At 42.2% G+C, this 26,131-nt stretch carries 28 protein-coding genes and 1 riboswitch; of the genes, 25 read left to right on the forward strand and 3 right to left on the reverse strand.

Annotation, left to right across the window (positions count from 1 at the left end):
• Positions 1 to 9 precede the first annotated feature (9 nt).
• The 3 genes from AC0MXB_RS04335 to AC0MXB_RS04345 are packed head-to-tail and all read left to right on the forward strand — an operon-like array spanning position 10 to position 4,098.
• A complete protein-coding gene (locus AC0MXB_RS04335; RefSeq protein WP_474038384.1) occupies positions 10 to 933 on the forward strand; it encodes an NAD-dependent epimerase/dehydratase family protein in 924 nt (307 codons plus the stop codon).
• A 6-nt stretch (positions 934 to 939) separates the two neighbouring features.
• Entirely contained in the window at positions 940 to 2,493 is a 1,554-nt protein-coding gene (locus tag AC0MXB_RS04340; RefSeq protein ID WP_474038385.1) for an ArnT family glycosyltransferase, read from the forward strand.
• Between the two features lie 15 nt (positions 2,494 to 2,508).
• Positions 2,509 to 4,098, forward strand: a complete 1,590-nt coding sequence (locus AC0MXB_RS04345; protein ID WP_474038386.1) for an ArnT family glycosyltransferase — start codon at positions 2,509 to 2,511, stop codon at positions 4,096 to 4,098.
• A gap of 15 nt (positions 4,099 to 4,113) precedes the next feature.
• Here AC0MXB_RS04345 and AC0MXB_RS04350 read toward each other — a convergent pair whose 3' ends face one another.
• Together AC0MXB_RS04350 and AC0MXB_RS04355 are read right to left on the reverse strand one after the other, a co-directional pair.
• The gene (locus AC0MXB_RS04350; RefSeq protein ID WP_474038387.1) at positions 4,114 to 4,272 is read right to left on the reverse strand and encodes a hypothetical protein; all 159 of its coding nucleotides are present in this window, start codon (positions 4,270 to 4,272) and stop codon (positions 4,114 to 4,116) included.
• A 70-nt stretch (positions 4,273 to 4,342) separates the two neighbouring features.
• The gene (locus AC0MXB_RS04355; RefSeq protein WP_474038388.1) at positions 4,343 to 4,699 is read right to left on the reverse strand and encodes a hypothetical protein; all 357 of its coding nucleotides are present in this window, start codon (positions 4,697 to 4,699) and stop codon (positions 4,343 to 4,345) included.
• Positions 4,700 to 4,899: 200 nt separating this feature from the next.
• A riboswitch (cobalamin riboswitch) is annotated at positions 4,900 to 5,072 on the forward strand.
• A 109-nt stretch (positions 5,073 to 5,181) separates the two neighbouring features.
• Here AC0MXB_RS04355 and cbiD point away from each other — a divergent pair.
• The 18 genes from cbiD to AC0MXB_RS04445 all read left to right on the forward strand — a co-directional run bounded on the left by cbiD (position 5,182) and on the right by AC0MXB_RS04445 (position 22,135).
• Positions 5,182 to 6,270, forward strand: coding sequence for a cobalt-precorrin-5B (C(1))-methyltransferase CbiD (gene cbiD / locus AC0MXB_RS04360; protein WP_474038735.1), 1,089 nt, complete (start codon positions 5,182 to 5,184; stop codon positions 6,268 to 6,270).
• A complete protein-coding gene (cbiE, locus tag AC0MXB_RS04365; protein ID WP_474038389.1) occupies positions 6,255 to 6,881 on the forward strand; it encodes a precorrin-6y C5,15-methyltransferase (decarboxylating) subunit CbiE in 627 nt (208 codons plus the stop codon). Before cbiD ends, cbiE begins: the two co-directional genes overlap by 16 nt.
• Entirely contained in the window at positions 6,878 to 7,474 is a 597-nt protein-coding gene (cbiT, locus tag AC0MXB_RS04370; protein WP_474038390.1) for a precorrin-6Y C5,15-methyltransferase (decarboxylating) subunit CbiT, read from the forward strand. Before cbiE ends, cbiT begins: the two co-directional genes overlap by 4 nt.
• Complete coding sequence (cobI, locus tag AC0MXB_RS04375) at positions 7,468 to 8,172, forward strand: precorrin-2 C(20)-methyltransferase (RefSeq protein WP_474038391.1); 705 nt, start codon at positions 7,468 to 7,470, stop codon at positions 8,170 to 8,172. The genes cbiT and cobI overlap by 7 nt, the downstream gene beginning before the upstream one ends.
• Positions 8,173 to 8,928, forward strand: a complete 756-nt coding sequence (gene cobM / locus AC0MXB_RS04380) for a precorrin-4 C(11)-methyltransferase (protein ID WP_474038392.1) — start codon at positions 8,173 to 8,175, stop codon at positions 8,926 to 8,928. It begins immediately after the preceding gene.
• Positions 8,925 to 9,998: a cobalt-precorrin 5A hydrolase gene (locus AC0MXB_RS04385; RefSeq protein ID WP_474038393.1), complete on the forward strand. Its 1,074-nt coding sequence runs from the start codon at positions 8,925 to 8,927 to the stop codon at positions 9,996 to 9,998. The genes cobM and AC0MXB_RS04385 overlap by 4 nt, the downstream gene beginning before the upstream one ends.
• 11 nt (positions 9,999 to 10,009) lie before the next feature.
• Complete coding sequence (gene cobJ, locus AC0MXB_RS04390; RefSeq protein WP_474038394.1) at positions 10,010 to 10,708, forward strand: precorrin-3B C(17)-methyltransferase; 699 nt, start codon at positions 10,010 to 10,012, stop codon at positions 10,706 to 10,708.
• Positions 10,705 to 11,496: a precorrin-6A reductase gene (cobK, locus tag AC0MXB_RS04395; RefSeq protein ID WP_474038395.1), complete on the forward strand. Its 792-nt coding sequence runs from the start codon at positions 10,705 to 10,707 to the stop codon at positions 11,494 to 11,496. The genes cobJ and cobK overlap by 4 nt, the downstream gene beginning before the upstream one ends.
• A gap of 12 nt (positions 11,497 to 11,508) precedes the next feature.
• Entirely contained in the window at positions 11,509 to 12,129 is a 621-nt protein-coding gene (locus AC0MXB_RS04400) for a precorrin-8X methylmutase (protein WP_474038396.1), read from the forward strand.
• Between the two features lie 40 nt (positions 12,130 to 12,169).
• Positions 12,170 to 13,567 (forward strand): cobyrinate a,c-diamide synthase, encoded by a 1,398-nt coding sequence (locus AC0MXB_RS04405; RefSeq protein WP_474038397.1) that lies wholly within the window; start codon positions 12,170 to 12,172, stop codon positions 13,565 to 13,567.
• Positions 13,560 to 14,123 carry a bifunctional adenosylcobinamide kinase/adenosylcobinamide-phosphate guanylyltransferase gene (gene cobU, locus AC0MXB_RS04410; RefSeq protein ID WP_474038736.1) on the forward strand — a complete coding sequence of 188 codons (564 nt, stop codon included), beginning with the start codon at positions 13,560 to 13,562 and terminating at the stop codon, positions 14,121 to 14,123. Before AC0MXB_RS04405 ends, cobU begins: the two co-directional genes overlap by 8 nt.
• Before the next feature lie 17 nt (positions 14,124 to 14,140).
• The gene (locus tag AC0MXB_RS04415) at positions 14,141 to 15,664 is read left to right on the forward strand and encodes a cobyric acid synthase (RefSeq protein ID WP_474038398.1); all 1,524 of its coding nucleotides are present in this window, start codon (positions 14,141 to 14,143) and stop codon (positions 15,662 to 15,664) included.
• The gene (gene cbiB / locus AC0MXB_RS04420; protein WP_474038399.1) at positions 15,661 to 16,659 is read left to right on the forward strand and encodes an adenosylcobinamide-phosphate synthase CbiB; all 999 of its coding nucleotides are present in this window, start codon (positions 15,661 to 15,663) and stop codon (positions 16,657 to 16,659) included. The genes AC0MXB_RS04415 and cbiB overlap by 4 nt, the downstream gene beginning before the upstream one ends.
• 10 nt (positions 16,660 to 16,669) lie before the next feature.
• On the forward strand, positions 16,670 to 17,404 hold the full coding sequence (cobS, locus tag AC0MXB_RS04425; protein WP_474038400.1) for an adenosylcobinamide-GDP ribazoletransferase: 735 nt from the start codon (positions 16,670 to 16,672) through the stop codon (positions 17,402 to 17,404).
• A gap of 12 nt (positions 17,405 to 17,416) precedes the next feature.
• Positions 17,417 to 18,316, forward strand: a complete 900-nt coding sequence (locus AC0MXB_RS04430) for a GHMP family kinase ATP-binding protein (RefSeq protein ID WP_474038401.1) — start codon at positions 17,417 to 17,419, stop codon at positions 18,314 to 18,316.
• Positions 18,313 to 19,413, forward strand: coding sequence for a threonine-phosphate decarboxylase CobD (gene cobD, locus AC0MXB_RS04435; protein ID WP_474038402.1), 1,101 nt, complete (start codon positions 18,313 to 18,315; stop codon positions 19,411 to 19,413). The genes AC0MXB_RS04430 and cobD overlap by 4 nt, the downstream gene beginning before the upstream one ends.
• Complete coding sequence (cobC, locus tag AC0MXB_RS04440; RefSeq protein ID WP_474038403.1) at positions 19,406 to 20,011, forward strand: alpha-ribazole phosphatase; 606 nt, start codon at positions 19,406 to 19,408, stop codon at positions 20,009 to 20,011. Before cobD ends, cobC begins: the two co-directional genes overlap by 8 nt.
• Positions 20,012 to 20,191: 180 nt before the next feature.
• Positions 20,192 to 22,135, forward strand: coding sequence for an ATP-binding protein (locus tag AC0MXB_RS04445; protein WP_474038404.1), 1,944 nt, complete (start codon positions 20,192 to 20,194; stop codon positions 22,133 to 22,135).
• Positions 22,136 to 22,262: 127 nt separating this feature from the next.
• On the opposite strand, the gene AC0MXB_RS04450 is transcribed toward AC0MXB_RS04445, so the two are convergent.
• Positions 22,263 to 22,520 carry a TIGR03905 family TSCPD domain-containing protein gene (locus AC0MXB_RS04450; protein WP_474038405.1) on the reverse strand — a complete coding sequence of 86 codons (258 nt, stop codon included), beginning with the start codon at positions 22,518 to 22,520 and terminating at the stop codon, positions 22,263 to 22,265.
• 182 nt (positions 22,521 to 22,702) lie between these two features.
• On the opposite strand from AC0MXB_RS04450, the gene AC0MXB_RS04455 reads away from it, so the two are divergent.
• The 4 genes from AC0MXB_RS04455 to AC0MXB_RS04470 all read left to right on the forward strand — a co-directional run bounded on the left by AC0MXB_RS04455 (position 22,703) and on the right by AC0MXB_RS04470 (position 26,091).
• Positions 22,703 to 23,368 (forward strand): C40 family peptidase, encoded by a 666-nt coding sequence (locus AC0MXB_RS04455; protein ID WP_474038406.1) that lies wholly within the window; start codon positions 22,703 to 22,705, stop codon positions 23,366 to 23,368.
• A gap of 91 nt (positions 23,369 to 23,459) precedes the next feature.
• A complete protein-coding gene (gene trxA / locus AC0MXB_RS04460) occupies positions 23,460 to 23,783 on the forward strand; it encodes a thioredoxin (protein ID WP_474038407.1) in 324 nt (107 codons plus the stop codon).
• A 125-nt stretch (positions 23,784 to 23,908) separates the two neighbouring features.
• A complete protein-coding gene (feoB, locus tag AC0MXB_RS04465; protein WP_474038408.1) occupies positions 23,909 to 25,843 on the forward strand; it encodes a ferrous iron transport protein B in 1,935 nt (644 codons plus the stop codon).
• A gap of 17 nt (positions 25,844 to 25,860) precedes the next feature.
• Positions 25,861 to 26,091, forward strand: coding sequence for a FeoA domain-containing protein (locus AC0MXB_RS04470; protein ID WP_474038409.1), 231 nt, complete (start codon positions 25,861 to 25,863; stop codon positions 26,089 to 26,091).
• Positions 26,092 to 26,131 lie beyond the last annotated feature (40 nt).

Raw genomic sequence — 26,131 nt, forward strand, 5'->3', positions numbered from 1 at the left:
GTTCGATTTATGAAAGTCTTAGTTACAGGTGGGGCCGGATTTATAGGCTCGCATCTTTCGCGAAAACTGCTTGCTGCTGGTCATACTGTAGTAATTTATGATAATTTAAGTACGGGACGAAAGGAACATGTGCCAGCAAAAGTGAAGCTTGTTGTCGGCGATATTCGTCACGAAATGATGTCTACGGTGTTGGCAACGGAAAAATTTGATGCAGTAGTTCATTTAGCAGCGCAGACAGGCGTGCCGGCATCGATTGAATCGCCTTTATTTGATGCCGATGTAAATATTCAAGGATCTGTTCGTTTGCTAGAAGCTTGTCGTACTTATGGCGTAAAGCGCGTCGTGTTTGCCTCGACTGCTGCTGTCTACGGTGATGTGGCGGAGGTACCAGTGAAAGAAGTTGCGCCGACAGTTCCGACTTCTTTTTATGGACTGAGTAAATTAACGATTGAAAAATATTTAGCGTTGTATCAGGCGCAGTTCGGCCTTTCTTATGTGGTGCTGCGTTTTGCTAATGTGTATGGCGAACGCCAGGGCGATGGCGGTGAAGGCGGTGTTGTCAGTATTTTTTCGCGTAAGTGCTTCCAAGATGAACCTGTTACGATTTTTGGCACTGGAGAACAAACGCGCGATTTTGTTTATGCCGGTGATGTGGCTGAAGCAATTTTGCTTGCTTTGCAGACTGATAAAGACAATCAGGTTTATAATGTGAGCACAAAAACCGAAATAACAGTCAATGAGCTGCTACATTGTATTGAGACTGTTAGTGCTAAAAAAATGAGTACCACTTATGAACCACCGCGTGAAGGCGATATCTTTCGTTCCTTTCTAGAAAATCAAGCGATCACAAGTAATTTAGGCTGGAAAGCGAAAACAACTTTACCGGAAGGATTAGCTAAGACGTATAAATTCCTGTGTGGGAAAGGAAGCTAACAAGAAATGAAATTTAACCGAATTACGCCTGCCTTATGGTTTATTATTGCGATTAGTTTGTTTACTGCGTTCTTTCAGTTAGGTCAACTGCCGCTGCTAGATCCCGATGAGCCTGTTTACGGTGAAACGCCGCGGGAAATGTTGCTATTTAATGATTGGCTATCACCTAGGATTTACGGCGATTTTTGGTATGATAAACCGCCGCTGTTCTATTGGCTGGTAGCTTTTAGCTTCAAATTGTTCGGAATCAATGAATTCGCTGCGCGTTTTCCGTCGGCTCTGTTAGCTGTTGCAACAGTGATTTTGATCTATCAGGCAGGCAGGAAGCTATTTGATGAACGAACTGGTTTATTGAGCGCGTTAGTGTTGACGACAATGGTTGAATTTTTTTACTTATCAAAAGCGGCTGTAACTGATATGACGCTATTGTTTTGTCTTACGGCGTCATTGTTAGGCTTTTTGCTGAAACGCTACTGGCTGCTTTATCTTTTTGCCGGCCTAGCTACTTTGGCGAAAGGTCCGATTGGTCTTGTCTTTCCCGGAACGATAATCTTTCTTTATTTATTAGCCGGACGGCGCTGGGCTATTTTAAAACAAATGCAAATTCTACGGGGCTGTTTAATCTATTTGCTTGTTGCGGCGCCGTGGTATGGGTTCATGGCTTATACGCATGGGTCTCCGTTCATTGATACTTTTTTTGGATATCATAATGTGACGCGCTTTACGTCGCCAGAACATCCTGAGGGAGTGCTTTGGTATTATTATATTCCCGTTATGCTGATCGGTTTTTTACCTTGGACGGCAGTGCTTGTTCAGGCTGTGAAAAACTCTTTGACAAGTTATGGGCAAACCTTTAGTTATTTACAGTTCTTAAATATTTGGGGCTTTTTCATTCTTATCTTTTTTTCCATATCTCAGACAAAACTTGTTTCCTATATTCTTCCCATGTATCCACCGCTTGCGTTAGTGATCGGTTGGTATCTAAATCGGCTTTATGAGCGGCGGCAGAAGCTATCTTTTATTAGTTGGCCTATCGTAGCAACTGTATTGCTGGGACTTCTTGGTGTTGGTTTGGTTTTTGCAATGCAAAGACAAAATGAACTGCAGACTGGGACAATCGTCAGCATCGTGTTATTTGTTTTCGCTGTAGGCGGATTGTGGGCAGCTTACCTGAAACGTAGTGTGTTAATGATGATTTTTAGTCAGGCTATTCCCTTTGCATTATTTAGCGCGGTTCTTGTTGTCTTTTTAGTTGGACCAGTTGCTAGTAGTTTAAGTATGAAATCGGCGGCAGAAAATTTTAAAAATATCTACGATGGGCAGGCGCCTATCTATGTAGCTAAATTTTTACGTCCAGGTTTTGCCTATTATACTCATTTATACGGACAGGAACTAGATGATAAACGGAAGTCGGTCAGTAGTACGGTAATTGACGAAGCTGTTCGAGGAACTTATTTTGTAGTTCGCTATCAAGACTATACTGTCTTAAACGAGAAGACAAAACAGAGTTTGCAGCTGTTGTGGCAAGAACAAGATAAAATGATTTTGATTAAACAATAGTAGGAGAGATGCCTTTTGCGGGCCCGTTATATGAGTTACAGCCTATTTTTTCTTGCTTTTTTCTTTTATCTTGCATTCAATCAAATTATACCAGTTACAGATCCTGTCGAGTCCAATTATGCGCTTACCGCCAAAGAAATGGTTTTATCAGGAAACTGGCTATCGCCGCAAATTTACGGTCAATTTTGGTATGATAAGCCTATTTTGATTTATTGGCTCATTGCCGGTTCTTTTTCTTTATTTGGTATCAACGATTTTGCGGCGAGACTGCCTGCCGCATTATTTGGTGCTGCTAGTGTAGTTCTTTTATTTCGATTTATCACTCTGCTTTACGGTAGCACAAGACAAGCTCTCTGGGGTAGTCTTGTGTTGGCTACTTCGTTGGAATTTTGGATGATTAGTAAATTGATTTTGACTGATGGGGTCATGTTTTTCTTTACGAGCCTCTCATTAGGCTGGCTCTATCTGGCATTTCAGGGCCGAGGACGCAGTTGTTACGTATTGGCTTATGGTGCAGCTGCCTTTGCAGTTTTGACAAAGGGCCCTGTGGGCATTGTTTTGCCTGGCTTGATTGCTCTTTTATTTATAGCTTTGTTGCGAAATATCAATTATTTTAAAAAACTATATTTATTACAAGGTTTTTGTCTAATGGCACTGATAGCTGGTCCGTGGTATTACGCGATGTATACAGTGCACGGTCCGGAATTTGTTGATACCTTTTTAGGGCTTCATAATTATATGCGCGCTACTGTTTCTGAACATCCCAAGGATAATGTTTTTTATTACTATCTAATTCTAGTACCGCTGAGTCTTCTGCCTTGGAGTGGTTTGTTATTTCCTGCTTTATGGCGAGCAATAAAGCAAGCTGGAGAACGGGAAGTGTTTTTGCTTGTATGGTTTTTTGGTTTTATTGTTTTTTACTCATTTATGGCTACAAAGTATCTCACTTACGTATTTCCGGCAATTTTTCCAGCGGCTGTGCTTATTTCAGTTTATCTGGAAAAACTCTATACAGCGTCAGTGGCAGCAGCAAATTGGTTGTGGCTAAGCGGGCCAGCTTGTTTCATGCTAGCTATTTTTGGTGCGAGCGCCTATTTTATTCCGATTGCTCTTCATAAAATCGTAACAGCAACCGCTTGTACACTAATGGTACTGATTCTTGTCTTTATGCAGCTGCAAAAAAAACAGACTATGCTCATTGGCGCAGTCTGTCTTACAACGATTGTTTCCATATTATTTCTTATTCCGAATAATTTAATTCCTCTAGCAAATCATCGCTCCGCCAAAAGCATTGTTTCCGATCTTCCTGGTGATGCTACTGGGGCAATTTATGGTGAGTATCAAACCTCAGCAGTATATTATGGTAATGTTCTTTTACCACGACTTATCTTAAAAGAGGAACCTGTTAATGGTAAAAATGTTTGGGCTGGAAAGTATACGATGCCGACGGAAATGCTGCAAACCTTTTTACAGCGTTCTGAAGAAAAGGGTAAGTATATTCTTATGAAAGAAAAAGAAGAAGCCGGGTTTACCTCTTTACCAGAGGCGACCGACTTCCAAAAAATACAAAAACATGATGGAAACATTCTTTTTTACCGGCAATAATGGAAAGTGTTCTTGTTAGGAACTTGCATCATTTTTAGTTACCATTTTTTCCGTCATCCAACGGAAGAAGACAGCTCCGCAGCGGTCACAACAAAACTGATTCCAGCCTTGCTGCATTTTATTGCCGACAAGATGAGCATTGCCGCCGCATTCATGTCTTACCGCATTATACATAATAATCACTCCTTGTCGTAATTTGCGGAACCAATTAAGTTGAAAGGCAAGGATTGTTTTCTCTTTCCCTTTACTGAGGTAAGGCTGATTCTTCTGCCAACATATGAGGCGGGCTGGGATAGAAGAATTGGCAATTTTCTGGTTTGAATTTTACTTTTACTAATTCTTGCTGCAATTCATCAGCAAGAGCAGCTTCAAATTCTACTAAATGTTCATCTGTTACTAAAGCGTCTTCCACTAAGACGACGATAGAGGATTTTACTTCCGGCGCATTTTCCGGAATTTCATTGCGGTCAAGTGGAATCGTTGGAATTAGACGAAGAGCGGCCAAATATTCACCTTCCGGCGTAGTAACTTGGGCGCGGTACGTGTTAAACCAGAGAGTTTTTGCTAGACGGACTTTTAAAGGATTTTCAGGAGAATACACAGCATCAAACGACCTTTCTCTTTATAAAATAAGCAAATATCTATTCATTCTATATTATACCATGAAAAACAAGAAAAAAATGAAATTTTATGATAATAAGGGAATTTTAGTGCTTTTGTCATACTTTAAAAACTGAATATTCTTTTTACACGTTTTAAAGCAGGAATTTTGCTAAAATAATGGAATATACAAAATATAAATTGATAATCAAGGGAATAGGTGCTTTTGCTTAATTGGGAAGACCGGTGAAAAGCCGGCGCGGTCCCGCCACTGTAATGGTGAGCGCTCTTATCAATGCCACTGGAGAAATTCGGGAAGGCTAAGTAGCGCGATGAGCCAGAGTCAGGAGACCTGCCTGTTCTGACACACGCCGTTATGACCTACGAGAGATGGGGAGGTGGGTAATTGCGAACAGCTCTGTCTCTTTTACCCCCCTTTGCCAAAATCAAAGGGGGGATTTCCTTTTGTTAGCAAGTCAAAAAATGAAAGAAGGGTATACGACAGGTTCTTGCGCTGCTGCTGCGACGAAGGCTGCAGTTTTAGCCGCAAGGAATCAATTTGTTACTAAAGTAGAGGTTTTATCACCGCAGAAATATCCAATTACTGTACCGATTGCTAAAGCTGAGAAGCTAGAGAACGGTGGCAGGGCTTATGTAATCAAAGATGGTGGCGATGATCCTGATATTACTCACGGAACGGAAATTGAAGTCACGGTAGAACTCACTAACCAGCCAGGCATTATGATACGAGCTGGTAAGGGAGTTGGCACTGTTACTAAACCGGGCTTGTCTGTGTCAGTAGGGGAACCTGCCGTGAACCCAGGTCCGCGCAAAATGATTGAGTTAGTTCTATCGGAGCTTCTGCCGCCTCAAACAGGTGCTATTGTCACCATTTCAGTTCCACAAGGTGAAGTTCTTGCAAAAAAAACGTTAAATCCTATGCTGGGCATTGAAGGTGGCATTTCGATAATTGGTACAAGCGGCATTGTAAAGCCGATGAGTGAAGAAGCCTTTAAAAATTCCTTGACGCCTCAGATTAGTGTTGTAAAAGCTTTGGGACATGAAGCTGTTGTGTTTGTTCCTGGTCGAATTGGCCAGGATGCAGCAGTAGAAAAATTGCATATTCCCCTTGAATTCATTGTTCAAACAAGCAACTTTATTGGACATATGCTGGAAAATGCGGCGCAAAATGGTCTTAAAGAAGTACTGTTAGTAGGACATTTAGGCAAATTAGCTAAAGTTGCTGCTGGCATTTTTCATACACATAACCGGATGGCCGATGGACGGCTGGAAACGATTGCCGCTTATTCCGCTGCATTAGGTGCGCCACAAGCGGCTGTTACCGAAATTTTAGATTGTACAACGGCAGAAGCAGCGATGACGGTTTTAGAAAATTATCAATTAGAAAAGGTCTATGAAGTCATTGCTGCAAGAGCGAGTTTGCGGGCAGAGCGGTATGTCTTTAATGAACTAAAAGTAGGAACTGTTCTTATTACTTTAAAAGGTGAATTTTTAGCAGCAGATGCTGGTGCGAAATGTATCGGGGGAAAAATGGGATGGATCATAAAATAGTTATAGTTGGGATCGGGCCAGGCTCACCTGATTATATATTGCCAATTGCCCAAAAAAAGATAAAAGCTGCAAAAATATTAGCAGGAAGCCGTCGGGCCCTTGCTGCACTTAGTGAACCAGGGCAAATCACTTTACCGATTGATAAAGAAATTCCTGCATTGATGACTTTAATTGAACAATATTTACAACAAGATGATGTTGTTATTTTAGTGTCGGGAGATCCCGGCTGTTATAGTCTTTTGCCTGCAGTACAACGGTTTTTGCCTCAGGCGAAGCTAGAAGTGATCCCAGGTATTAGTTCTTTTCAAATGGCTTTTTCTCGTATCGCTTCGGTATGGCAGGATGCAACGCTAGTGAGCTTGCATGGGCGAGAAGCGAAACGTGATGTTTTTATGTTTAATCAATGCAAGAAAATCGCTTTTTTAACAGACCCAGTTCATTGTCCCAGTTGGATTGCCGCAGAACTTATTGCTGGAGGCTGGCCGTTGGAAGCAAAAGTCTATTTGTGTGAAGCTCTTTCTTATCAAGAAGAGAAAATAGTAAGTTCCACTTTACAAGAAGTTGTAAAAGTAGCTGGATTTTCTCATTCCGTAATGGTGGTGACAGGATGATACATTCCCCAGGAATTTCTGATGGTGAATTTATACGAGGCAATATTCCAATGACTAAAGCGGAAGTGCGAGCTCTCGTGCTGTGTAAGGCAAAAATTGCTACAGACGCTATGGTGATCGATATTGGTGCTGGAACCGGGTCATTAAGCGTTGAAGCAGCACTTATGGCGCCGCAAGGTCATGTTTATGCGATAGAGCGAGAGCCCGAAGGTATAGCGCTGATTGAAGCCAACAGTAAAAAATTTAAAGTGGAAAATTTGACGGCAATTTGCGGTGCAGCGCCAAAGGCGCTCGATAATTTGCCGCAAGCCGATACGATTCTTATCGGTGGGAGTGGCGGCAGTTTACCGGCGATCCTAGAAAATTGTGACTTATTATTGAAAGAAACGGGACGGCTTGTTCTTACAGCAATTACGCTGGAAACCGTCACCAATGCTCTTTCCTTGTTATCACAAAGAAATTATGAAGCGGAATGTTTTCAAATGCAGGTAAATCGGCTGAAAAAAGTGGGTTCTTACCATATGTTTGATGCCCTCAATCCAATTTTTGTGCTTACTTGCTGGAAAAAATTGAAAGGTGGCGTCAAATGTTAGGTTCATTTTATGGTATCGGTGTGGGACCTGGTCCCGCCGATTTACTAACAGTCAGAGCGGTTGAATTAATAAAACAAGTTGATGTTGTTTGTGTGCCTGCTTCTGGCGGCACAATCAATGCGGCGCTGACGATTGCTAAAAACTATATTGCAGGCAAAACTGTGGCAGAAATTTCTTTGCCGATGACGCGTGATCCTGAGGTGCTAGAGACTCATTGGCAACAAGGCGCACAACAAATTTGTGCTTTGTTGCGTCAAGGCAAAGATGTAGCCTTTATTACCATTGGGGATGCCATGTTGTTTAGCACTTATACCTATTTGATGAAGAAGATTATGGAATTGGAGCCAACTGTTACGATTGAAAGCGTTCCTGGGATTACTTCATTTGCCGCTAGCGCTGCTCATGTGAATATTCCTTTAGCTGAGAGCAATGAAAGGCTTCTGATTATTCCAGCGCTCGATGATCCGACAGAATTAGAAAATATTTTTCAATTAGCGTCCAATGTAGTTCTAATGAAAGTGGCTGGCCGCTATGATGCGATTGTTGCCATGCTTGATAAATTGAATTTGCTTGATAAAGCAGTATATATTAGCAAACTTGGTTATCCAGAGCAGCTTGTCACACGAGATTTGCAGTCTTTAGTAGGTAAAAAAATTGATTATCTTTCACTCATACTTGTGAAACAGGGAGGATTATAAGTGTTAGTATATATTGTTGGAGCTGGCCCGGGAGATCCGGAGCTTATTACTGTAAAGGGACAAAAACTGTTAAGCCAGGCCGATGTTGTAATTTACGCCGGTTCGCTTGTCAATCCGGCATTGCTGAATATGACTAAAAAGGAAGCTGAAATTTATAATAGTGCTACAATGACACTTGACGAAGTGATTGCTGTGATGGAAGCGGCCGTGGCGCAAGAGAAAATGGTTGTACGCCTGCACACTGGCGATCCAGCTATTTATGGCGCGATACAAGAACAAATGGATCGTCTGAAAGAGAAAAATATTGAATTTTCCGTAATTCCTGGTGTAAGCTCTTTCTTAGCTACTGCGGCTGCTTTGCGACAAGAGTATACTCTGCCGAATGTGTCGCAAACTGTTATTATTACGCGTTTAGAAGGCAGAACTCCAGTACCGCCCAAAGAAAAGCTTGCTTTACTAGCTTCCCATGAAGCAACAATGTGTATCTTTCTTAGTGTTCACATGCTGGACCATGTAGCGCAAGAGCTTATCGATGGCGGTTATGATGCCAAAACGCCGGTAGCAATTGTGCAAAAAGCCTCTTGGCCGGAACAAAAAATTATCCGTGGGACGCTTACAACTATTGCCGAAATTGCGGCTAAAGAAAAAATTGATCGAACAGCGATGATTGTTGTGGGAAAAGTACTTAACAGTGACTATGATTTGTCTTGTCTCTATTCGCCTAACTTTGCTCATATGTACAGGGATAGCCGATGAGACTGGCAATTATTGCAGTTACCAGCAAGGGGGCGAACCTTGCTGATCAGTTAGCGCAGTCGCTTAAACTGGATGTCACTGTTTATGCAAAACAAGGGAGAACAACGAATCGCTTACACCATACATATGAAAAAGTCAGTACAGTTATCGATGAAATCTTTGCTGTTTACGATGGGCTCATTTTCATTATGGCTACAGGTATAGTAGTAAGGGTAATTGCGCCTCACATTACCGATAAGCGGTTTGACCCCGCTGTGGTAGTGCTTGATGATATGGGAAAACACGCCATTAGTTTACTCAGCGGTCATTTAGGCGGGGCCAATGAACTTACGCTAACAGTGGCTAAAGCGATTGATGCCGTTCCTGTTATTACGACCGCATCAGATACAGCGCAAAAAGTAGCAGCTGATACTTTGGCTGTCAAACTGAATTTGGCCATAGAGCCTTTTGATCAATTAAAAGTTTTGAATGCATCCATTGTGAATGAAGACCGTGTGTTATTTTGTTTAGATGGGCAATTGCCAGAGGCGGCTACGTATCATCGTCTTGCTGAAGAAATGGGCGTAAATCTTGAAACGATGGATCGTCTTGGCGATACCGATAGTTACGACAGTGCTGTAGTGATTACTGATAAAGATCTGTATATGACAAAGCCTCATGTATATCTCAGACCGGCAACTCTTTTTGTCGGAATCGGCTGTCGTCGCGGGACGTCAAGCGCTATGATTTACGAAGCGCTGACCCAATCTTGTAAAAAGATTGGCCGCAGTATGAAAAGTATTGCTGCTTTGGCTACCGTTGATATCAAAAAGGATGAAATCGGCCTCTTATCAGCCTCGCAGCAACTAGCTTTGCCAGTGAAATACTATAATAGTAAAACATTGCAGGCTTGTGTCAATCAATATAAGTTAACAGAATCAGATTTTGTAAAAGAACAAATAGGAGTGGGAAATGTATGCGAAGCAGCAGCAATACTTGGGGGGAAGAGTCACAAGCTACTCTTACCCAAAACAAAATATCAGAAGGTCACGATTGCTATCAGCGAGGTAAACTCTTTGTTGTCGGAATAGGACCAGGAAGTTTGCTTGATTTAACGCCACGGGCGAAAGAAGCGATTGTCGAAGCCGATGTGGTTGTAGGATATGATACGTATCTTAAACTCATTGCCAAATTAATTACCGAGAAGGAAACTTTCGGCACGGGAATGATGCAGGAAGTAGATCGTTGCCAGGCCGCAGTTGATCGAGCTGCAGCTGGGAAAAAAATAGCCGTCGTATCAAGTGGCGACTCTGGAATTTATGGAATGGCAGGCTTAGTTTTAGAGCTAGCGATGAAAGTGCCTGAGCCTTATCGTCCCGAAGTAGAAATTATTGCTGGGATTAGCGCTGTATCAGCTTCTGCTGCGATTCTCGGTGCGCCGCTCATGCATGATTTTGCCGTGATCAGTCTAAGCGATTTATTGACGCCTTGGCCGCTCATTATGAAGCGGGCGGAGATGGCTGCTGAAGGTGATTTTGTAATTGCCCTTTATAATCCGCGCAGCAAAAAACGGGTAAAACAAATTGAAACAGTTAGAGAAATCCTCTTAAAGCATCGGAAAAAAGAGACGCCTGTTGGTATTGTTCGTCAAGCTGGACGCAGTGAACAGCAGATGACCATCTCTGACTTAGAACATTTTACGCAAGAAGAGATTGATATGTTTTCTCTTGTCATTATTGGCAATAGTCAAACTTATGTGGAAGCAGGCCGCATGATTACGCCTCGTGGTTATCAGCTGTGATTTTAGTTTTAGCTGGCACGCAGGATGGGCGTGAAATTGCTGCGAAGCTTGCGTTGCAGCAAAAAGAAGAAATCCTTGTATCTACTGTGAGCGAATACGGTGGTCAACTGGCAGCTTGCGAGCATTTAAAAGTGCTTGTCGGTAAGCTTGATAAGACTGCCATGAAGGATGTTATTCTTGAACAGCATATTTCCTTGCTTATTGACGCGACTCATCCTTATGCCATAAAAGCGAGCGAAACAGCTCGTGAAGTTTGCCGTGAAACGGGAATTCCTTATTGTCGCTATGAACGTCCTGCTGTTGCTTTACCGGATTATGGCAAGCTAGTTGAAGTCGCTTCAGCAGATGAAGCGGCTAAAGTAGCGGCTAAATTAGGACAGGTTATTTTTTTAACAACAGGAAGCCGGACGCTTGGCACTTTTGCTAAAGAACCGCTACTAAAAGAGAAGCGTCTTATTGCTCGCGTGTTACCTGATCCGGAAGTGTTAACTGAGTGTTTTGAACTTGGCTTTACGCCGCAGAATATTATTGCTATGCAAGGACCTTTTAGTCAAAAACTTAATCAAGCTATGTTTGCTGAATGTGGCGCCGAGGTTGTTGTGATGAAAAATAGCGGTACAATAGGCGGTAGTGATACGAAACTATTAGCAGCCATGGAGTTATCGCTTTTTCTTGTTGTAATTACGCGGCCGCCATTGCTATCGACCGATTATCCGCTTTTTTCCAAGCAGGAAGAAGTGATTATGTGGGCGGCAGACAAAAATGTTGCAATGGACAGAAGATGTTGAGGAGGATTCCTTATGGAATTTATTAAACAACCCCAGGAAATTGAGCAAAAAAGTATGAGAATCATTGCTCCTTATTTGAAGGACTTTAACTTAAACGAACAAGAGATTAAAATTTATTCACGCATGATCCATGCTTCAGGCGATCCCGATTATGCGAATCATGTAGCGCTTCATCCTGAGGCGATTGCCGCCGGGATTAAAGCGCTGAAAAACGGTTCTGATATTTTTTGTGATGTCGAAATGGTCCGCACAGGGATCAATAAGCGTAAACTAGGAGAATTAGGCGGGCAAGTTCACTGCCTGATTGCTGATGAGCAGGTTGCTCATCAAGCGAAAGATCAACAGATCACTCGTTCTATGGCGGCGATGCGATCTTTTGGGCAAAGAATGAATGGCGCTGTTGTAGCCATAGGCAATGCACCAACGGCTTTGTTTGAAGTCATTCGCTTAATGAAGGAAGAATCGCTAAGACCAGCTCTGATTATTGGCGTTCCTGTTGGCTTTGTTGGAGCAGCCGAATCGAAAGAGCTTCTTGCTGAAATTTCACCGGTTCCATTTTTAACGGTGAAAGGTTGCAAAGGCGGTAGCCCGATTGCGGCTTCAGCTGTTAATGCCCTTTTATATATGCTGTAAAAACCTTCTTTCACTATAGTGATCACAAAGGAGGATGGCTATGACTACTTACTCTATACCGCGACTTGTTATTGCGGGAACACAAAGCGGTGTTGGCAAGACCACCATTGTAACTGGCTTATTGGCAGCCTTTCGCCAAATGGGTCTCAAAGTGCAGTCTTATAAAGTAGGTCCTGACTATATTGATCCAGGCTATCATCAGCTTGCCAGCGGTAGACCAGCTCATAATCTTGATACTTGGCTTGTGCCGCCTGAAGCAATTGCGCCTATTTTTTTAGAAACAGCGGTAGATTGTGATTTAGCAATTATTGAAGGGGTTATGGGGCTTTACGATGGCGGGAAAAATGGCATCAGTAGTACTGCCGAAATTGCGAAATTGCTGCATGCTCCGGTAATACTAGTCGTTGATGGAAAATCCATGGGAGAGAGTGCGGCTGCGCTCGTGCTTGGGTTCCAGCGTTACGATAGTGACACGCAGATTGCTGGCGTCATTGCCAATCGCCTAGGCTCTGATTCTCATACCGAAATTATTACAAAAGCATTAGAAAATATTGGCGTGGCTTTATTTGGCGCCATTCGGCGTGATCAAACGATGGCTACGCCAGAACGGCATTTAGGCCTTACGCCTGTAGAAGAAACTGATAGCGAGCGGATCGTAGCACAGATTGCGGCGGCAATTGCTAAACAAGTTAAACTTCAGGAGATTCTTGAAGTAGCAAACTCGGCTCTGCCATTAATGTATGAAGAAAAGAAGCCGCAAAAATCGGCGTCTAAAGTGCGCATCGGTGTGGCGAAAGACAAAGCATTTTCTTTTTACTATCCGGCAAGTTTAAAAATGCTGGAACGCTTAGGGGCTGATCTTGTCTATTTTAGCCCCTTGCAGGATGCTAAGCTGCCTGAGGTAGACGGTTTATTGTTAGGCGGCGGTTTTCCTGAGATGTTTTTAGCTGAACTAGCTGCAAATCAAAGTCTTATCGCCGAATTACAAAGAGCTCATCAAGAAAAAATGCCGATTCTTGCCGAGTGTGGCGGGTTTATGTATTTAACCAAGAAAATCGTCAATTTTACTGGAGAAGAATTTCCTATGGCTGGTTTGATTCCCGCTACATCAATTATGGAAGGAAAGCTTCAGACTGTCGGTTATGTGGAAGCTACGGCACTCACTGATACGATTCTTGGGCCTAAAGGAAGTAAACTCCGCGGTCATGAATTTCACTTTTCCCGCTTTGAACCAGAAGATTCAGCGGTGTCCGCCTGGGCTTTTACCTTAAAGAAAATGCGCACAGGCAAAGAATATCCCGGCGGTTTTGCCATAGACAATCTCTTAGGATCTTACCTCCATCTTCATTTTGCTGGATCGCAAGCAGCCGCCGAATCCTTTATTGCTAGTTGTCGCGCCTTTGCCGCAAAAAGGCAGAATCGAGGCAATGATGAATAAAATTATTTTGATTACTGGTGGAGCTCGCAGTGGTAAAAGTGAATTTGCCGAAGAACTTGCTCAAAAATTAGGGAGAGAAGAATCATTAGCCTATATTGCTACGGCGCAAATTTATGATGAAGAAATGCGGCAACGGGTTCTGATGCATCAAGCAAGACGCGATAAGCAATGGCAGACTTTTGAAGCGCCTTATCATGCCGCTGAAACGATTCGAGCGGCGGCAACGTCCAATGACGTAATTTTGTTTGATTGTCTTACCTTGTATTTGACGAACCTGCTGCTTGCGCCAGATCATCCGCAGGATGACGCCGCTCATCTAGATTTGATTCTTCAGGAAATCGATCAGCTATTAGTGGCGGCGCGAGGCTGCGGCAAAACTGTTTTATTTGTTACGAATGAAGTCGGAGCAGGGATTGTGCCAGAAAATGCTTTAGCTCGCAAATACCGCGATTGGGCAGGTTGGGTCAATCAAAAAGTAGCGAAGACGGCAGATGAAGTGTATTTTGTTGTCTGCGGACTTCCGGTAGAAATAAAAAGTTTGGCGAAATCGGTGTAAGCAAGGGGGAAAACAGGATGGCAAAGCCCATTATGCTACAAGGAACAAGCTCACATGTGGGAAAAAGTATCTTGACGACGGCTCTATGCCGTATTTTCTTGCAAGATGGCAAGAAAGTGGTGCCCTTTAAGGCACAAAATATGGCTCTAAATTCTTATGTAACAAAAACAGGCGACGAAATGGGACGGGCTCAAGTGGCTCAAGCCGAAGCCGCTGGTTTAGAGCCTGTTGTCGAGATGAATCCAGTATTGTTAAAACCTACGGGATCGGCCTGCTCGCAAGTTATTGTTATGGGAAAACCCGTTGGAACCATGTCGGCGGCCCAATATCATCAAGGATATAGCTTAAAAGCCTTAGCGGCGGTAGAAAAATGCCTGGAGAAGTTGAATCAGGACTATGAAGTCATCGTTATTGAAGGGGCTGGAAGCCCAGCTGAAGTGAACTTAAAGAAAAATGATATTGTGAATATGCGTATTGCTAAGCATTTGACAGCTCCGGTTCTTTTGATCGCCGATATTGACCGCGGCGGCGCATTAGCTTCGATTGTAGGTACGCTTGAATTGTTAGAAGCTGATGAACGGCAGCTAGTGAAAGGCTTGATTATTAATAAATTTCGCGGCGATATTAAACTTTTGCAGCCCGCTCTTGACTTTTTGGAGCAAAAAACAGGAAAACCTGTTTTAGGCGTTGTGCCGCATCTTGAGGATCTAGGAATTGATGATGAAGATTCGGTTAGTCTGGAAGATAAGCAGAGCGAGGTAACGAAAGAGTTAGATATTGCAGTGATGCAACTACCTAAGTTATCTAATTTTACGGATTTTGACGCTTTAGGAGCGGAGCCTGATACATCAGTTCGCTATGTTCGTCAAGGCGACACAATCGGCCAGCCTGATTTAATCATTTTGCCAGGCAGCAAAAACACGACAGAAGACCTGCTTTATTTAAAAGAACATGGCTACGAACAGGAAATTCAATCCCTTGTGGCGAAAAATATTCCTGTTATCGGTATTTGCGGCGGCTATCAGATGCTTGGCTGCAAGCTTTATGATCCCGATCATACCGAATCAAACCATGATGAGCTTTCTGGTCTTGGTTTGTTACCTATTTCTACTGTTTTTGCACCAACAAAAGTGACTCATCAAGTTACGGCGCGCAGCGCTGGACCGTTGCTCCTCGGTGTAGAAACCGAGGGAGAGGAACTTACTGGCTATGAAATTCATATGGGAAGAACAAATTTCTTGGAATCGGTTCAAACGGCTTTCCATCTAGAGTCACGTTCTGGCGAAGCGATTGCTATTGACGACGGTGTTGTGCGGCAGGACGGACTCGTCATGGGAACGTATTTGCATGGAATTTTTGATAATGATAAATTGCGTCGTAAAATTTTAAATGCACTGCGTTGTCGCAAAGGTCTTGCTCCGCTTGAAGTTACAGTGAATCGTCTAGCCCAAAAAGAGGCAGCTTATAATCGGTTGGCTGATACGGTACGCGACAGTCTGGATATGAAAAAACTTTATGCAATGATGGGGCTTGAAGAATGAGCCATACAGTATTAAATCAGTATAGCTGGTTTTTCCTGTTACCTCTTGGCGCTGTTTTATTTGATACGTTATTAGGAGATCCGCGCAGCCGGCTCCATCCAGTAGTGCTAATTGGCAATTTCATTGGATTATTAGAAAAAATATTGCGTCGTCCAAAGGCATCAGCCGGGGCGAAACGAGCAGCAGGCGCTGTTCTAGTCGGCTCAGTTCTCGCTGTGACTTATACGGTCGTTTTTTATGTTTGTTCTTTTTTAGCATTGCTGGAACCATGGGAGACCTTAGCTGGCGAAGCGATGCTTCTATCTTTTGCTATTAGTCCTCGTAGTCTGGCGGAAGCTGGTAATGGGATTAAAAATTTATTGTTGCAAAACAAATTAAAAGAGGCTAGAAAACAGGTTGGCTGGATTGTAGGCCGTGACACAGATCGGTTATCGACGCCGGAAGTAACGCGGGCTACGGTGGAAACCGTGGCAGAAAATATTGTAGATGGTATTATATCACCGCTTTTTTATGCAATAATTGGCGGCGTTCCTTTGGCATTTTTATATCGGGCGGTTAATACGCTTGACTCCATGGTGGGATATAAAAATGAAAAGTATCTTGATTTTGGCATGGTTGCTGCAAGGGTTGATGACATTTTTAACTTTTTTCCTGCTAGAATAACTGGACTTTTATTACTAGCTGCCGCTTTACTGACAGGTTTTGATAGTAAAGCGGGCTTAAAAATGTGGCTTCGCGATGCGCGCAAGCATCCTAGCCCTAACAGTGGGATTCCTGAATCTATTGTGTCGGGCGCCCTTCATGTTCGGCTTGGCGGAATTAATTATTATGGCGGGGTTGCGTCGCACCGGGCGTTTATGGGCGATGCAAAAGAAGTATTAGGACCAGGGCATATAGCTAAGACCATTCGACTTATGTATGTGGCAACTTTTCTGTTTGTACTTGGTTATGGACTTTTAGCTTGGCTTACTTTGTCTAGTAGCTTATCATTTTAGGGGGACTTCTATGGGCGCTTTTATTGCGGCACTACAATTTTTAACACGGATTCGGTTAAAGGAAGAAACACAATGGTCGGCTGAACGATTTGGTAAAAGTGTTGCTTTTTTTCCTGGTGTTGGTTTAGTGCTCGGCATGCATCTTTTGTTGATTCACTACATTCTAAGCGCTTTTCTTTCCATTCATCTGACGGCATTGCTATTGGTGATTGCTGGCTTTGTTCTGACCGGAGCGTTGCATTGTGATGGTCTTATGGATACGGCTGACGGGCTTTTATCAGGGCGGAGTCGGGAGCGAATGTTGGAAATTATGAAGGATAGTCGTGTCGGCGCTAGTGGTGTAACGGTATTTGTATTGCTCGTTCTTGCCAAGTGGGCTCTCATAGAAGAGATTTCTCCTGCATTTTTGCCTGCGGCGCTTATTACTATGCCGGTTATTTCCCGTGTGGCGTTATCCTTATCGGTTACTTTATACGGGTATGCCAGGCCGGAAGGAATCGGCAAACTTTTTGCGGAATATACAGGAAAACGTGAGGCTTTGCAAGCTTTTTGTTTAGGCGCTTTGATTCTAATTCCCTTAAGTGTACTGGAGTGGCGTGCCGCTTTAGCGGCGGGTATTAGCCTTGTTTTTTCTCATCTTTTTTGTCGTTACGTCGAAAAAAAACTTGGTGGTTTGACTGGCGATACATATGGCGCTGTTACTGAATTAACGGAACTTGTTGCCTTAACGGCTTTTTTATCATAGTGTGGGAGAGAAATGATGAATTTTACCGTAAAAAGTCCTGGTTCTTGTGGGGAACTTGTGCAAGGGGTTGTTGATGGACAACCTTTTTTAATTACTTGCCCGATTGATTTATATACAGCATTAACAGTTTCAGATAAAAGGGTTGTTTCAAGTACTTTGGCTGAAAAATCACAGCAGGCGCTTTCGGTTACCCTTGATTATTTAGAAACCGGTTTAAGTAAAGACGAGTTTGTAAGACAATTTTCTTTTTCCTATGAATCTGCTTTGCCTGTGGGCAAAGGGATGGCGTCCAGCAGCGCTGACTTAAGCGCTGTTTGTCAGGCTGTAGCCGTAGCGCAGGGGAGAGAGCTTACACCTGATGAGATTGCTGATATATGCTTGGCTATTGAGCCGACGGATGGTACTTTTTATTCAGGAATCATGTTATTTGATCATGTGCAGGGGAAAATTCGTCGCAATTTGGGGCACCCGCCTGATATGATAATAGCTATTTTAGATGTGGGTGGTCAAGTTGATACACTTTCTTTTCATCAGCGTACAGACCTTGTTGTACTGAATAAAAGTAAAGAAAAAGAAGTGCGCGAAGCTACGGAACTGGTTATAGCAGGATTACAGCGTGGTGATTTGTCCTTGATTGGTCAAGGAGCTACCTTAAGTGCTTTGGCCAATCAGGCCATTTTATATAAACCACCGTTGGAGTCCTTATTGCGTTTGAGCAGCCGTTATGGAGCATACGGTATTAATGCTGCTCATAGCGGAACGGTCTTAGGATTGATGTTTTCAGTCGGTCAAGATGATAAGGTTAAAGCTTGTCTTGAAGAGATTCAAGGGACTTGTCCTTTCGTGTCACATCTTAAGACGGTGCGGTTAATTGGCGGCGGTGTGCAGGTTATGCGGGAGGGATGCCTATGAAAAATGAACATGGTGGTAATATTTACGCCGAAAACCGTAAAAATATCGACATAAATCCGAGCGAGTGGCTTGATTATAGCGCGAATATTAATCCTTTGGGATTAGCTGATTCGGTGCGTAACGCTCTTTCCGGTGCAATCGATTCAGTACTCCACTATCCTGATACACAAGCCTATGATTTAAAGCAGGCGATCAGCGTTGCTTATGATATTCCGTTTCATCAAATTACGCCAGGTAATGGCGCAGTGGAACTTTTTTATCTTTTGTGCCATGTGTATCGACCTAAAAAGGTTTTAATTTTAGCTCCGACTTTTAGTGAATATGAACGTTCTGCTCGTGCGTCCGGGGCTGAAATTATTTATCATTATTTAGATCAATCTAATGAGTTTCAAGTTTCTTTTGAAGCATTAATAGAACAATTCATTAGCGAAAAGCCTGATCTTTTCTTTTTTTGCAATCCCAATAATCCCACAGGCCAGTTGGTAACTAGGCAGATGCTAAGACCGCTCATCGAGCAAGCCCAAAAGCAAAAGTGTCTCGTTGTTGTTGATGAGTCATTTCTTGATTTTATCAGCGATCCCGTTGTTTCTTGTAAGCCTTTTCTACAAGAATTTGAAAATCTCTTAATTAGTCACTCTCTCACAAAATTTTATGCGATTCCTGGATTGCGCCTTGGCTTTATGGCAGCTTCCGCTGCTCTTACGGCAAAGTTACATGCGGCGAAAGATCCTTGGAATGTCAATTCTTTAGCGCAGATTGCGGGAGTTGCTGCTTTATCAGACCATGTTTTTGGTGAAAAAAGCAGGAGCTATATAGACCAGGAGAAAGTCAGATTCTATCAAGGTCTGTGCCGAATAAATGGGCTTAAGCCCTTGCCCCCATCAGTGAACTACATTCTAGTCAATACGGAGGCAGCGCAGCTTACGGCATCGGTTATTGCACAGCGACTAAAAAAAGAAGGAATTTTAATACGTGATTGTAGTAATTATGAGGGCCTAAATGCTTATTATTTGCGCTTAGCCGTAAAGCTTACAAAGCAAAATGACCGTCTACTTTACTTTTTGGAAAAAGCCGTGAAGGGAGAACTGCATGACTAAAATTTTTTATGTTCGCCATGGGCAGACTGCTTGGAATTTAGCAATGCGCTATCAAGGACATACGGATATTCCGCTTGATGAAGTAGGGCTTCAGCAGGCGGAAGCGGTTGCTACCTTTTTAGAGAAGGAAAAGATTGATTGTATTTATGCTAGCGATTTAACGCGAGCCTTAGAGACAGGCCGGATGATTGGCAAGCGTCAGGGGCTAGAAGTCATTCCTGAACCGGATTTTCGTGAAATTCATTTTGGCGAATGGGAAGGTTTAAAATACGACCAGATCCAGGATAAATGGGCGACAACACTAGATCAACTTTATACACAGCCTGACGATATTCAAATTCCTGGCGGGGAATCTTTCCGCACAGTGCAGGAAAGGGCAATGCGTGCTGTTTCTCGAATTTTACAAAAGCATCAAAATCAGACGATTTTAATTGCTTCCCATGGCGGAACAATTCGGACGATACTTTGCGCTGCCTTACATATGCCATTAAATGATTTATGGTCAATTCGCCAGGACAATACGGCATTAAACGCTGTTGAATATTATGATTGTCGAACAATTGTAGCGTTAGTCAATAGTGTATTTCATTTAAAATGATTCGATTTGTGTGGTAAGAAAAGCAAAAATATTTTTGTTTTTCTTTTCTTTTTTGGGCCTTAGTCTGGCTTTTTCGTATTTTGAGAAAATAGCAGGAAAAAGGTATTCTTTTGTATAAATTAGTAAAGTAGCATTTGAATATTTTTAGGATTGATTTTGCCAGCGAGGATGTGACTTTGCATGCAGCTTAGTGAGGCGCCATTTTGGAATGGTATTCAAAATGGTTGTATTCTGCTGACGTTAACGGGAAAAATTATAGAGGTCAATCAGGCAGCTGAGCAGTTGTTACATCGCGATCGCGTAACCTTATTAGATAAATCTGTTATGACAGTCTTTTCAATGTCTGAAGCCAAATGGAATTTTCTTTGTAATAAGGCCAAAGCAAGACTGCCCTTGTCTTTTTATATGGAGCAATTGACAAATTGTTGTACTTTGCAAAAAGTTCAATCTAATTACTTGTTATCAATACAGCCGGAAACCAGAGTCGAAGAATCGCTTGTGGAAGTTTCGCGGTGGGAACTACAGCCTTTTTTAACAAAAAAAGTTCTAAGTGAAGGTGGATTGACGCCAGCCTTGGAATACTTGCAAAATTGGCTGGGCTGTACCTCCATTTTTTTATGCACTTTTTCCTTTCGTTCTTTAACTGTGCAAACAGGTACTTTTAAGATCGATGGAAAAGAAAAGGAACATGTTATTGCACCAAACGAAATTTTAGTAACGGCTTTGCAGGGGGCTGCTCCTTGTTTTTTTACAAGAAGAGACTTTAGCGAAGTAAGAACGACAGCTGAGTTGCTAGAATCTTATCATATTGATTCTTTATTTTTAGTTCCCTTTCAGAAAGCGGGGCTTGTTTGTGGCGCATTGATTTTTGCATCAAATCAGGCAGATTTTTTTAACACGGTGAAGAATCGACAGCGAGCTTTGCTCATAACGAAAACTTGGGGAAACGCTTTGTATGATAAACTATTTTTGCAGAAATCGTGTGAGAAGAAAGACTCTGGGACCGATCAAAGCGCGATTTGTATAGAAAAAAATAAAAGCGGCAAAATAGTTCTCCCTTTAAAACAGCAAAGAAAATTTGCCGAGAAAAGCTTTTATAAAGCATTTCATAATAATCCTTGTTTAATGATGCTTAGCGATGTGGCAGGACATATTTTGCTATTGAATCATAGTTTTTTACGAACTACTCGTTTTGAAAAACGCGATATAGTGGGCAGAAAGATTGGAGAAATTGGACTTTGCTCTGCCGAGTCATTAAGTCTTTTAAAGACGAGTTTAGTGGAAAAACATAGAATCAATCAACGGGAAATTAACTTTTTTACAAAGCAAGGCGAAGTGAGACAAGGTCTGCTTGAAGTGGACTTTGTTCGAGTAGATGGCAAAGAGATTCTCTTGATACAGATCGTTGATATTACTGAACAAAAACGAATGGAGCAAGAATTATGTCGCTTAGATAGTTTAAGCATTGTCGGACAAATGGCGGCAGGCATTAGTCATGAAGTGCGAAATCCGATGACAACCGTGAGAGGATTTTTGCAAATGCTGATGCGTAAGCCCGATTGTCAAAAATATAAAGGCTTTTACGAATTGATGATTTTAGAATTAGATCGAGCCAATTCGTTAATTAGTGAATTTTTAGTTGTTGCGCGAAATAAGCCAGTTGATATGGCTAAACAAGACTTAAATGACATTATTCGCGCTGTCGAGCCACTTATTTATGCGCAAGCCTTAAGTTTAGGAAAAGATCTACAAGTATTGCTTGGCGAGATACCACCGATTTATGTAAATGGCAAAGAAATACGTCAATTGTTACTCAATCTTGTTGGCAATGCGCTTGATGCTATGGATAAAGGTCAGACTGTAACGATAAAAACAACTATTTTTAACCAACGAGTTCAGCTCATTGTGGCCGATCAAGGGAAGGGAATTGATCAAAACCATTTGCATAAATTAGGTACCCCCTTTTTTACAACCAAAGAAAAAGGTACAGGACTTGGTTTGGCTGTCTGTTTTCAAATTATCGAACGTCATCGCGCCGTTGTATCAGTTGATACTTGTTCGAAGGGAACTGTATTTACCATTTCTTTTCCACTAGAGAAATCTTCGGGGATTGTGGCAAAATAAAATAAGCCTCAAATAATAAGAAAAGTGGTATAAATAGCAATTGAAAGCTAAATTTATACCACTTTTCTGTACTGTTATTCAATTGAAAAACTGTGGGCGCCTTACAAAGCTATTTGACGATTGCTCGTTAGTTTGTTTTTGCCATAGCGGCAGCTTCTTCTAACGCAGCTGCTAGCTGATCAGGGCAAGACGTTGTTTTGCTGCCACAGCGAATCCCTTTCAGTCGAGCAATGACTTCGTGGGCGGGAAGCCCTTCAACTAGTTTGGCAATTCCTTGTAAATTACCGTCGCAGCCGCCATGAAAGATAACATTTTTTATGCGATCATCTTGAACGTCAAACGTAATTTGTTTTGTACAAACACCTGTTGGTGAAAATGTGTTCATAGGAAAACCCCCTTGGTAACCATAAAATATTTTAACTTTAATTATATTCGAGATTTATATTACTTTTCCTTCTAACTGATAGAAATTATTTTATAGGAAAAAGTGTTTTATTGGCAGCAGGATAAATCGGGAAAAGTGCGAAATGAAATCTAATAAGAATTGATTTGTGCGGAGGGGTATTTGTGGCGTTTTTGGTAAGAGCGGTGCTATGCAGTATGATGATAATCGCCTATGCTTCGACAGCTTTTGCTTCTGGTTTGTATTTTATGCAAGGTGATAAAGGCGCGGAGATTTCGCTTTTGCAAACAAAGCTGAAAGAACGAGGGTATTATAGCGGGGCGATTGATGGTTTCTTTAGTTACAAATTTAAGTTGGCCGTCAAAGAGTTTCAACGCCGTCAACATTTACCAGATGATGGCATTGTTGATCAAGAGACATACCGAGAAATTACAGGGCGAGAACGAAATAGTCGCTCATTTTCCTATCAGACGAAGGGAATTGTGGAAACAGCACAGCGTTATATTGGTACTCCCTACGTGTTTGGCGGGACAAGCCCTAAAGGCTTTGATTGCTCGGGATTTACGCAATATGTCTTTAAACAGCAAGGACGACAATTGCCGCGAATGGCTGATCAGCAGTTTCTAGTAGGAAAAATGATTTCGCGAAACTCTTTGCAAAAAGGTGATCTTGTATTTTTTTCGACCTATGAAAAAGGGGCTTCCCATGAAGGAATTTATATGGGAGAAGGACGCTTTATTCATGCTTCGACTAGCAAAGGTGTTATGATTAGCCATCTTGATGAACCCTATTGGAAAACTCGTTATTTGGGAGCTAGGCGTGTTATATAGGTCTGTCGCATGAAAGAACGTCAGACCGTACATATTAATATACACGGTTTTATAATAAAAATTAAGCGATACACTCGAGGAGGATGTTATAATGGCAACAGTAATTCAGGGAACAATTGATAACTTTCAAAGTGAAGTTTTAGAAGAACAGAAACCTGTCGTAGTAGATTTTTGGGCGCCTTGGTGCGGCTATTGTTCGCGTCTATCTCCCGTACTTGATGATGTAGCGGTGGAAATGAGCCAGGAATGTAAAATAGTTAAGGTCAATGTTGACGAGCAGCGTGAATTAGCCGAACGGTATGCCGTAAAAAGTCTGCCAACGATGATCGTCTTTAAACAAGGCGATGCTGGTGAAAAAATTATGGGTTATATGCCAAAAGAAAATCTGATTGGAAAATTAAAACCCTTGCTGTAAGCAGTAGTAACGAAAAAAGAGTCTATGGCCGAAGTTATGGCTATAGACTCTTTTTTTCGGTATAGATAGAGCGGGCTGTGAATAAAAAGGTAAAAAAGACTTGTGACACTATCAGGAGGGTTTCTATGCAGAAGTGTCGTCGTATTTTGCTTGTTGGTCCGCCGAATGTAGGCAAAAGCTTGATCTTTTATCGTCTCACTGGCGCTTACGCTTTTGTATCCAATTATCCGGGAACAACTGTAGAAATTTCTCATGCATGGCTTTCTTTAGGCGACCAAATTTATGAGGTTATTGATACGCCAGGAATGTATTCTTTATATGCGCGCACTGAAGAAGAACGCGTCGCACGGGAAACTTTATTTTCTTTTGCTGATTCGCTGGTGATTCAAGTATTAGATGGAAAGAATCTTATTCGTATGCTACCACAGACCTATGAACTGATTGATGGCGGTTTTTCTGTTTTGCTTGTAATTAACATGATGGATGAAGCGAAAGCTCTAGGTATTTCTATAAATGTCGCAGCGCTCAGTCAACGGCTGAAAATTCCTGTGATTTCAGGGTCAGCCTTCCAGTCAAAAGACATGAAACCGCTAAAACAGGCTTTGCGTGCTTACAAAAAACAAGTTGTTGAGCCGGTTCCATTCTCACCTATATTGGAACAAGCCTTAGATCAAATCACCCAATGGTTGCCAGAAAATTTTTTGCCGGCGCGTCGTTTAATCGCCTATTTACTACTACAGCAGGATATAACTGCTTTGTATGTTTATAAAAGTCTGCCGAAGCGGCAAACCTTGTTGCAGGAAGTGCAGCGTACAAGAGAAGAACTTACGCATTCTTGCAACAAACCGCCTTCTGTTCTTTTTCTTAAAGAAAGAGGCGAGCAAGTGGCTGCTGTAACGAAAGACGCAATAACTTATGGAACAGGAGTTTTACGGCGAAGTCTTGCGCCCTTTTTAGCGAAAGTAACTCGCGAAGAAAAAACCGGACTTTTTTTGGCTTTTATCATACTTTTTGGCGGATTATATGAATTTGTTGGTCGCTTTGGCGCTGGGTGGTTTGTCGATACGTTAGATCGTTATTTTTTTCAAGACACGTTACTGCCTTACGCTATGATGCTTTTGACTGATTGGGGCGTAAATGGTTCCTTGCAAACCTTGCTAGTGGGCGATTTTGGTGTTTTGTCATTAGGTCTACGTTATGCCGTGGCGATTGTTTTGCCGATTATGGCTACTTTTTTTTTCTTTTTTGCTTTTTTAGAAGATACGGGATATTTATCGCGACTGGCTCTGCTAACAAATCGTTTTTTTTCTCTTGCCGGTCTGAATGGGCGTTTTGCAATTCCTTTTTTTGTGGGATTTGGCTGCGGGACTCTCGCCGTCTTATCAACTAGAATTCTTACAACGAAACGGGAACGTCGAATTGCCGCTTTTTTGCTTATGCTGGCGATTCCTTGTTCAGCCCAGCTGGGACTGATTATTGCTTTGCTTTCACTTCATAGAGAATTATTTTTGTACTGGTTTTTTTATATGATCATTCTGTTTGTTGGCATTGGGAGCTTGCTAAATCTGTGTCTTCCCGGCAGAAAAGTTCCCTTTTTGCTAGAATTAGCTCCCTTAAGGCTGCCTCACCTGAAAAATATTATATGTAAAACAAGCGAACGGATCAAAGGCTATTTTAGTGAAATGCTGCCGTTGTTTTTAGCGGTTAGTATCTTGCTAAGCCTGTTGGAACTTAGCGGTAAAATGTCAATACTTACAACGTCCATGGCTCCCATTGTTACTCTGTTGGGGTTGCCACCGCAAATGGGGCCGATTTTCTTGCTAGGCTTTATTCGCCGTGATTACGGTGCAGCTGGCATTTATGATTTATATGTAACAAACCATTTAAATGAAGTGCAGCTATTGACTGCTGCCGTAACTTTTACCGTTTTTTTGCCCTGCTTGGCGCAGTTTGCTCTTGCCATTCGTGAACAAGGCCTTGTTCTTTCGTGCAGTATGGCAGGTTTTATTTTTTTGATTGCGTTAGGGTCTGGTTTATTAGTGAAGCTGTTTTTCGCTTAGACTAAGGAGGGGGTTTGATGGTCAAATCTCTCTTGGAATGTAAGATAGGAGAGAAAATGAGGCTTTGTCGCATTGATGGTCCAGAGTCAGTATTTAGGGAGTTCTTTTTATTGGGTTTGCGGGAAGGCTCTTTGCTTGAGGTATTGCAGATAAAGCCCATGTTTGTTCTTAAAACTGCTTATACGGAAATTGCTGTGGAACAAAGATTAGCCGCTTTATTATGGGGAGAAGTTTGCCGCAAGAACTGATTTTTTTCCTGGAGTTTTTCTCTTTTTGGCGGTAAAATAA

Source organism: Pelorhabdus sp. sgz311001 (assembly GCF_055901755.1).

Excerpts from the sequence above, each read along its gene's own strand:
- AC0MXB_RS04335 (WP_474038384.1), top strand. The coding sequence starts at position 10 with ATGAAAGTCTTAGTTACAGGTGGGGCCGGATTTATAGGCTCGCATCTT.
- AC0MXB_RS04340 (WP_474038385.1), top strand. The coding sequence starts at position 940 with ATGAAATTTAACCGAATTACGCCTGCCTTATGGTTTATTATTGCGATT.
- AC0MXB_RS04350 (WP_474038387.1), bottom strand. The coding sequence starts at position 4,272 with ATGTATAATGCGGTAAGACATGAATGCGGCGGCAATGCTCATCTTGTC.
- cbiD (WP_474038735.1), top strand. The coding sequence starts at position 5,182 with ATGAAAGAAGGGTATACGACAGGTTCTTGCGCTGCTGCTGCGACGAAG.
- cbiE (WP_474038389.1), top strand. The coding sequence starts at position 6,255 with ATGGATCATAAAATAGTTATAGTTGGGATCGGGCCAGGCTCACCTGAT.
- cbiT (WP_474038390.1), top strand. The coding sequence starts at position 6,878 with ATGATACATTCCCCAGGAATTTCTGATGGTGAATTTATACGAGGCAAT.
- cobI (WP_474038391.1), top strand. The coding sequence starts at position 7,468 with ATGTTAGGTTCATTTTATGGTATCGGTGTGGGACCTGGTCCCGCCGAT.
- AC0MXB_RS04385 (WP_474038393.1), top strand. The coding sequence starts at position 8,925 with ATGAGACTGGCAATTATTGCAGTTACCAGCAAGGGGGCGAACCTTGCT.
- AC0MXB_RS04400 (WP_474038396.1), top strand. The coding sequence starts at position 11,509 with ATGGAATTTATTAAACAACCCCAGGAAATTGAGCAAAAAAGTATGAGA.
- AC0MXB_RS04405 (WP_474038397.1), top strand. The coding sequence starts at position 12,170 with ATGACTACTTACTCTATACCGCGACTTGTTATTGCGGGAACACAAAGC.
- cobU (WP_474038736.1), top strand. The coding sequence starts at position 13,560 with ATGAATAAAATTATTTTGATTACTGGTGGAGCTCGCAGTGGTAAAAGT.
- AC0MXB_RS04415 (WP_474038398.1), top strand. The coding sequence starts at position 14,141 with ATGGCAAAGCCCATTATGCTACAAGGAACAAGCTCACATGTGGGAAAA.
- cbiB (WP_474038399.1), top strand. The coding sequence starts at position 15,661 with ATGAGCCATACAGTATTAAATCAGTATAGCTGGTTTTTCCTGTTACCT.
- cobS (WP_474038400.1), top strand. The coding sequence starts at position 16,670 with ATGGGCGCTTTTATTGCGGCACTACAATTTTTAACACGGATTCGGTTA.
- AC0MXB_RS04430 (WP_474038401.1), top strand. The coding sequence starts at position 17,417 with ATGATGAATTTTACCGTAAAAAGTCCTGGTTCTTGTGGGGAACTTGTG.
- cobD (WP_474038402.1), top strand. The coding sequence starts at position 18,313 with ATGAAAAATGAACATGGTGGTAATATTTACGCCGAAAACCGTAAAAAT.
- cobC (WP_474038403.1), top strand. The coding sequence starts at position 19,406 with ATGACTAAAATTTTTTATGTTCGCCATGGGCAGACTGCTTGGAATTTA.
- AC0MXB_RS04445 (WP_474038404.1), top strand. The coding sequence starts at position 20,192 with ATGCAGCTTAGTGAGGCGCCATTTTGGAATGGTATTCAAAATGGTTGT.
- AC0MXB_RS04450 (WP_474038405.1), bottom strand. The coding sequence starts at position 22,520 with ATGAACACATTTTCACCAACAGGTGTTTGTACAAAACAAATTACGTTT.
- trxA (WP_474038407.1), top strand. The coding sequence starts at position 23,460 with ATGGCAACAGTAATTCAGGGAACAATTGATAACTTTCAAAGTGAAGTT.
- feoB (WP_474038408.1), top strand. The coding sequence starts at position 23,909 with ATGCAGAAGTGTCGTCGTATTTTGCTTGTTGGTCCGCCGAATGTAGGC.
- AC0MXB_RS04470 (WP_474038409.1), top strand. The coding sequence starts at position 25,861 with ATGGTCAAATCTCTCTTGGAATGTAAGATAGGAGAGAAAATGAGGCTT.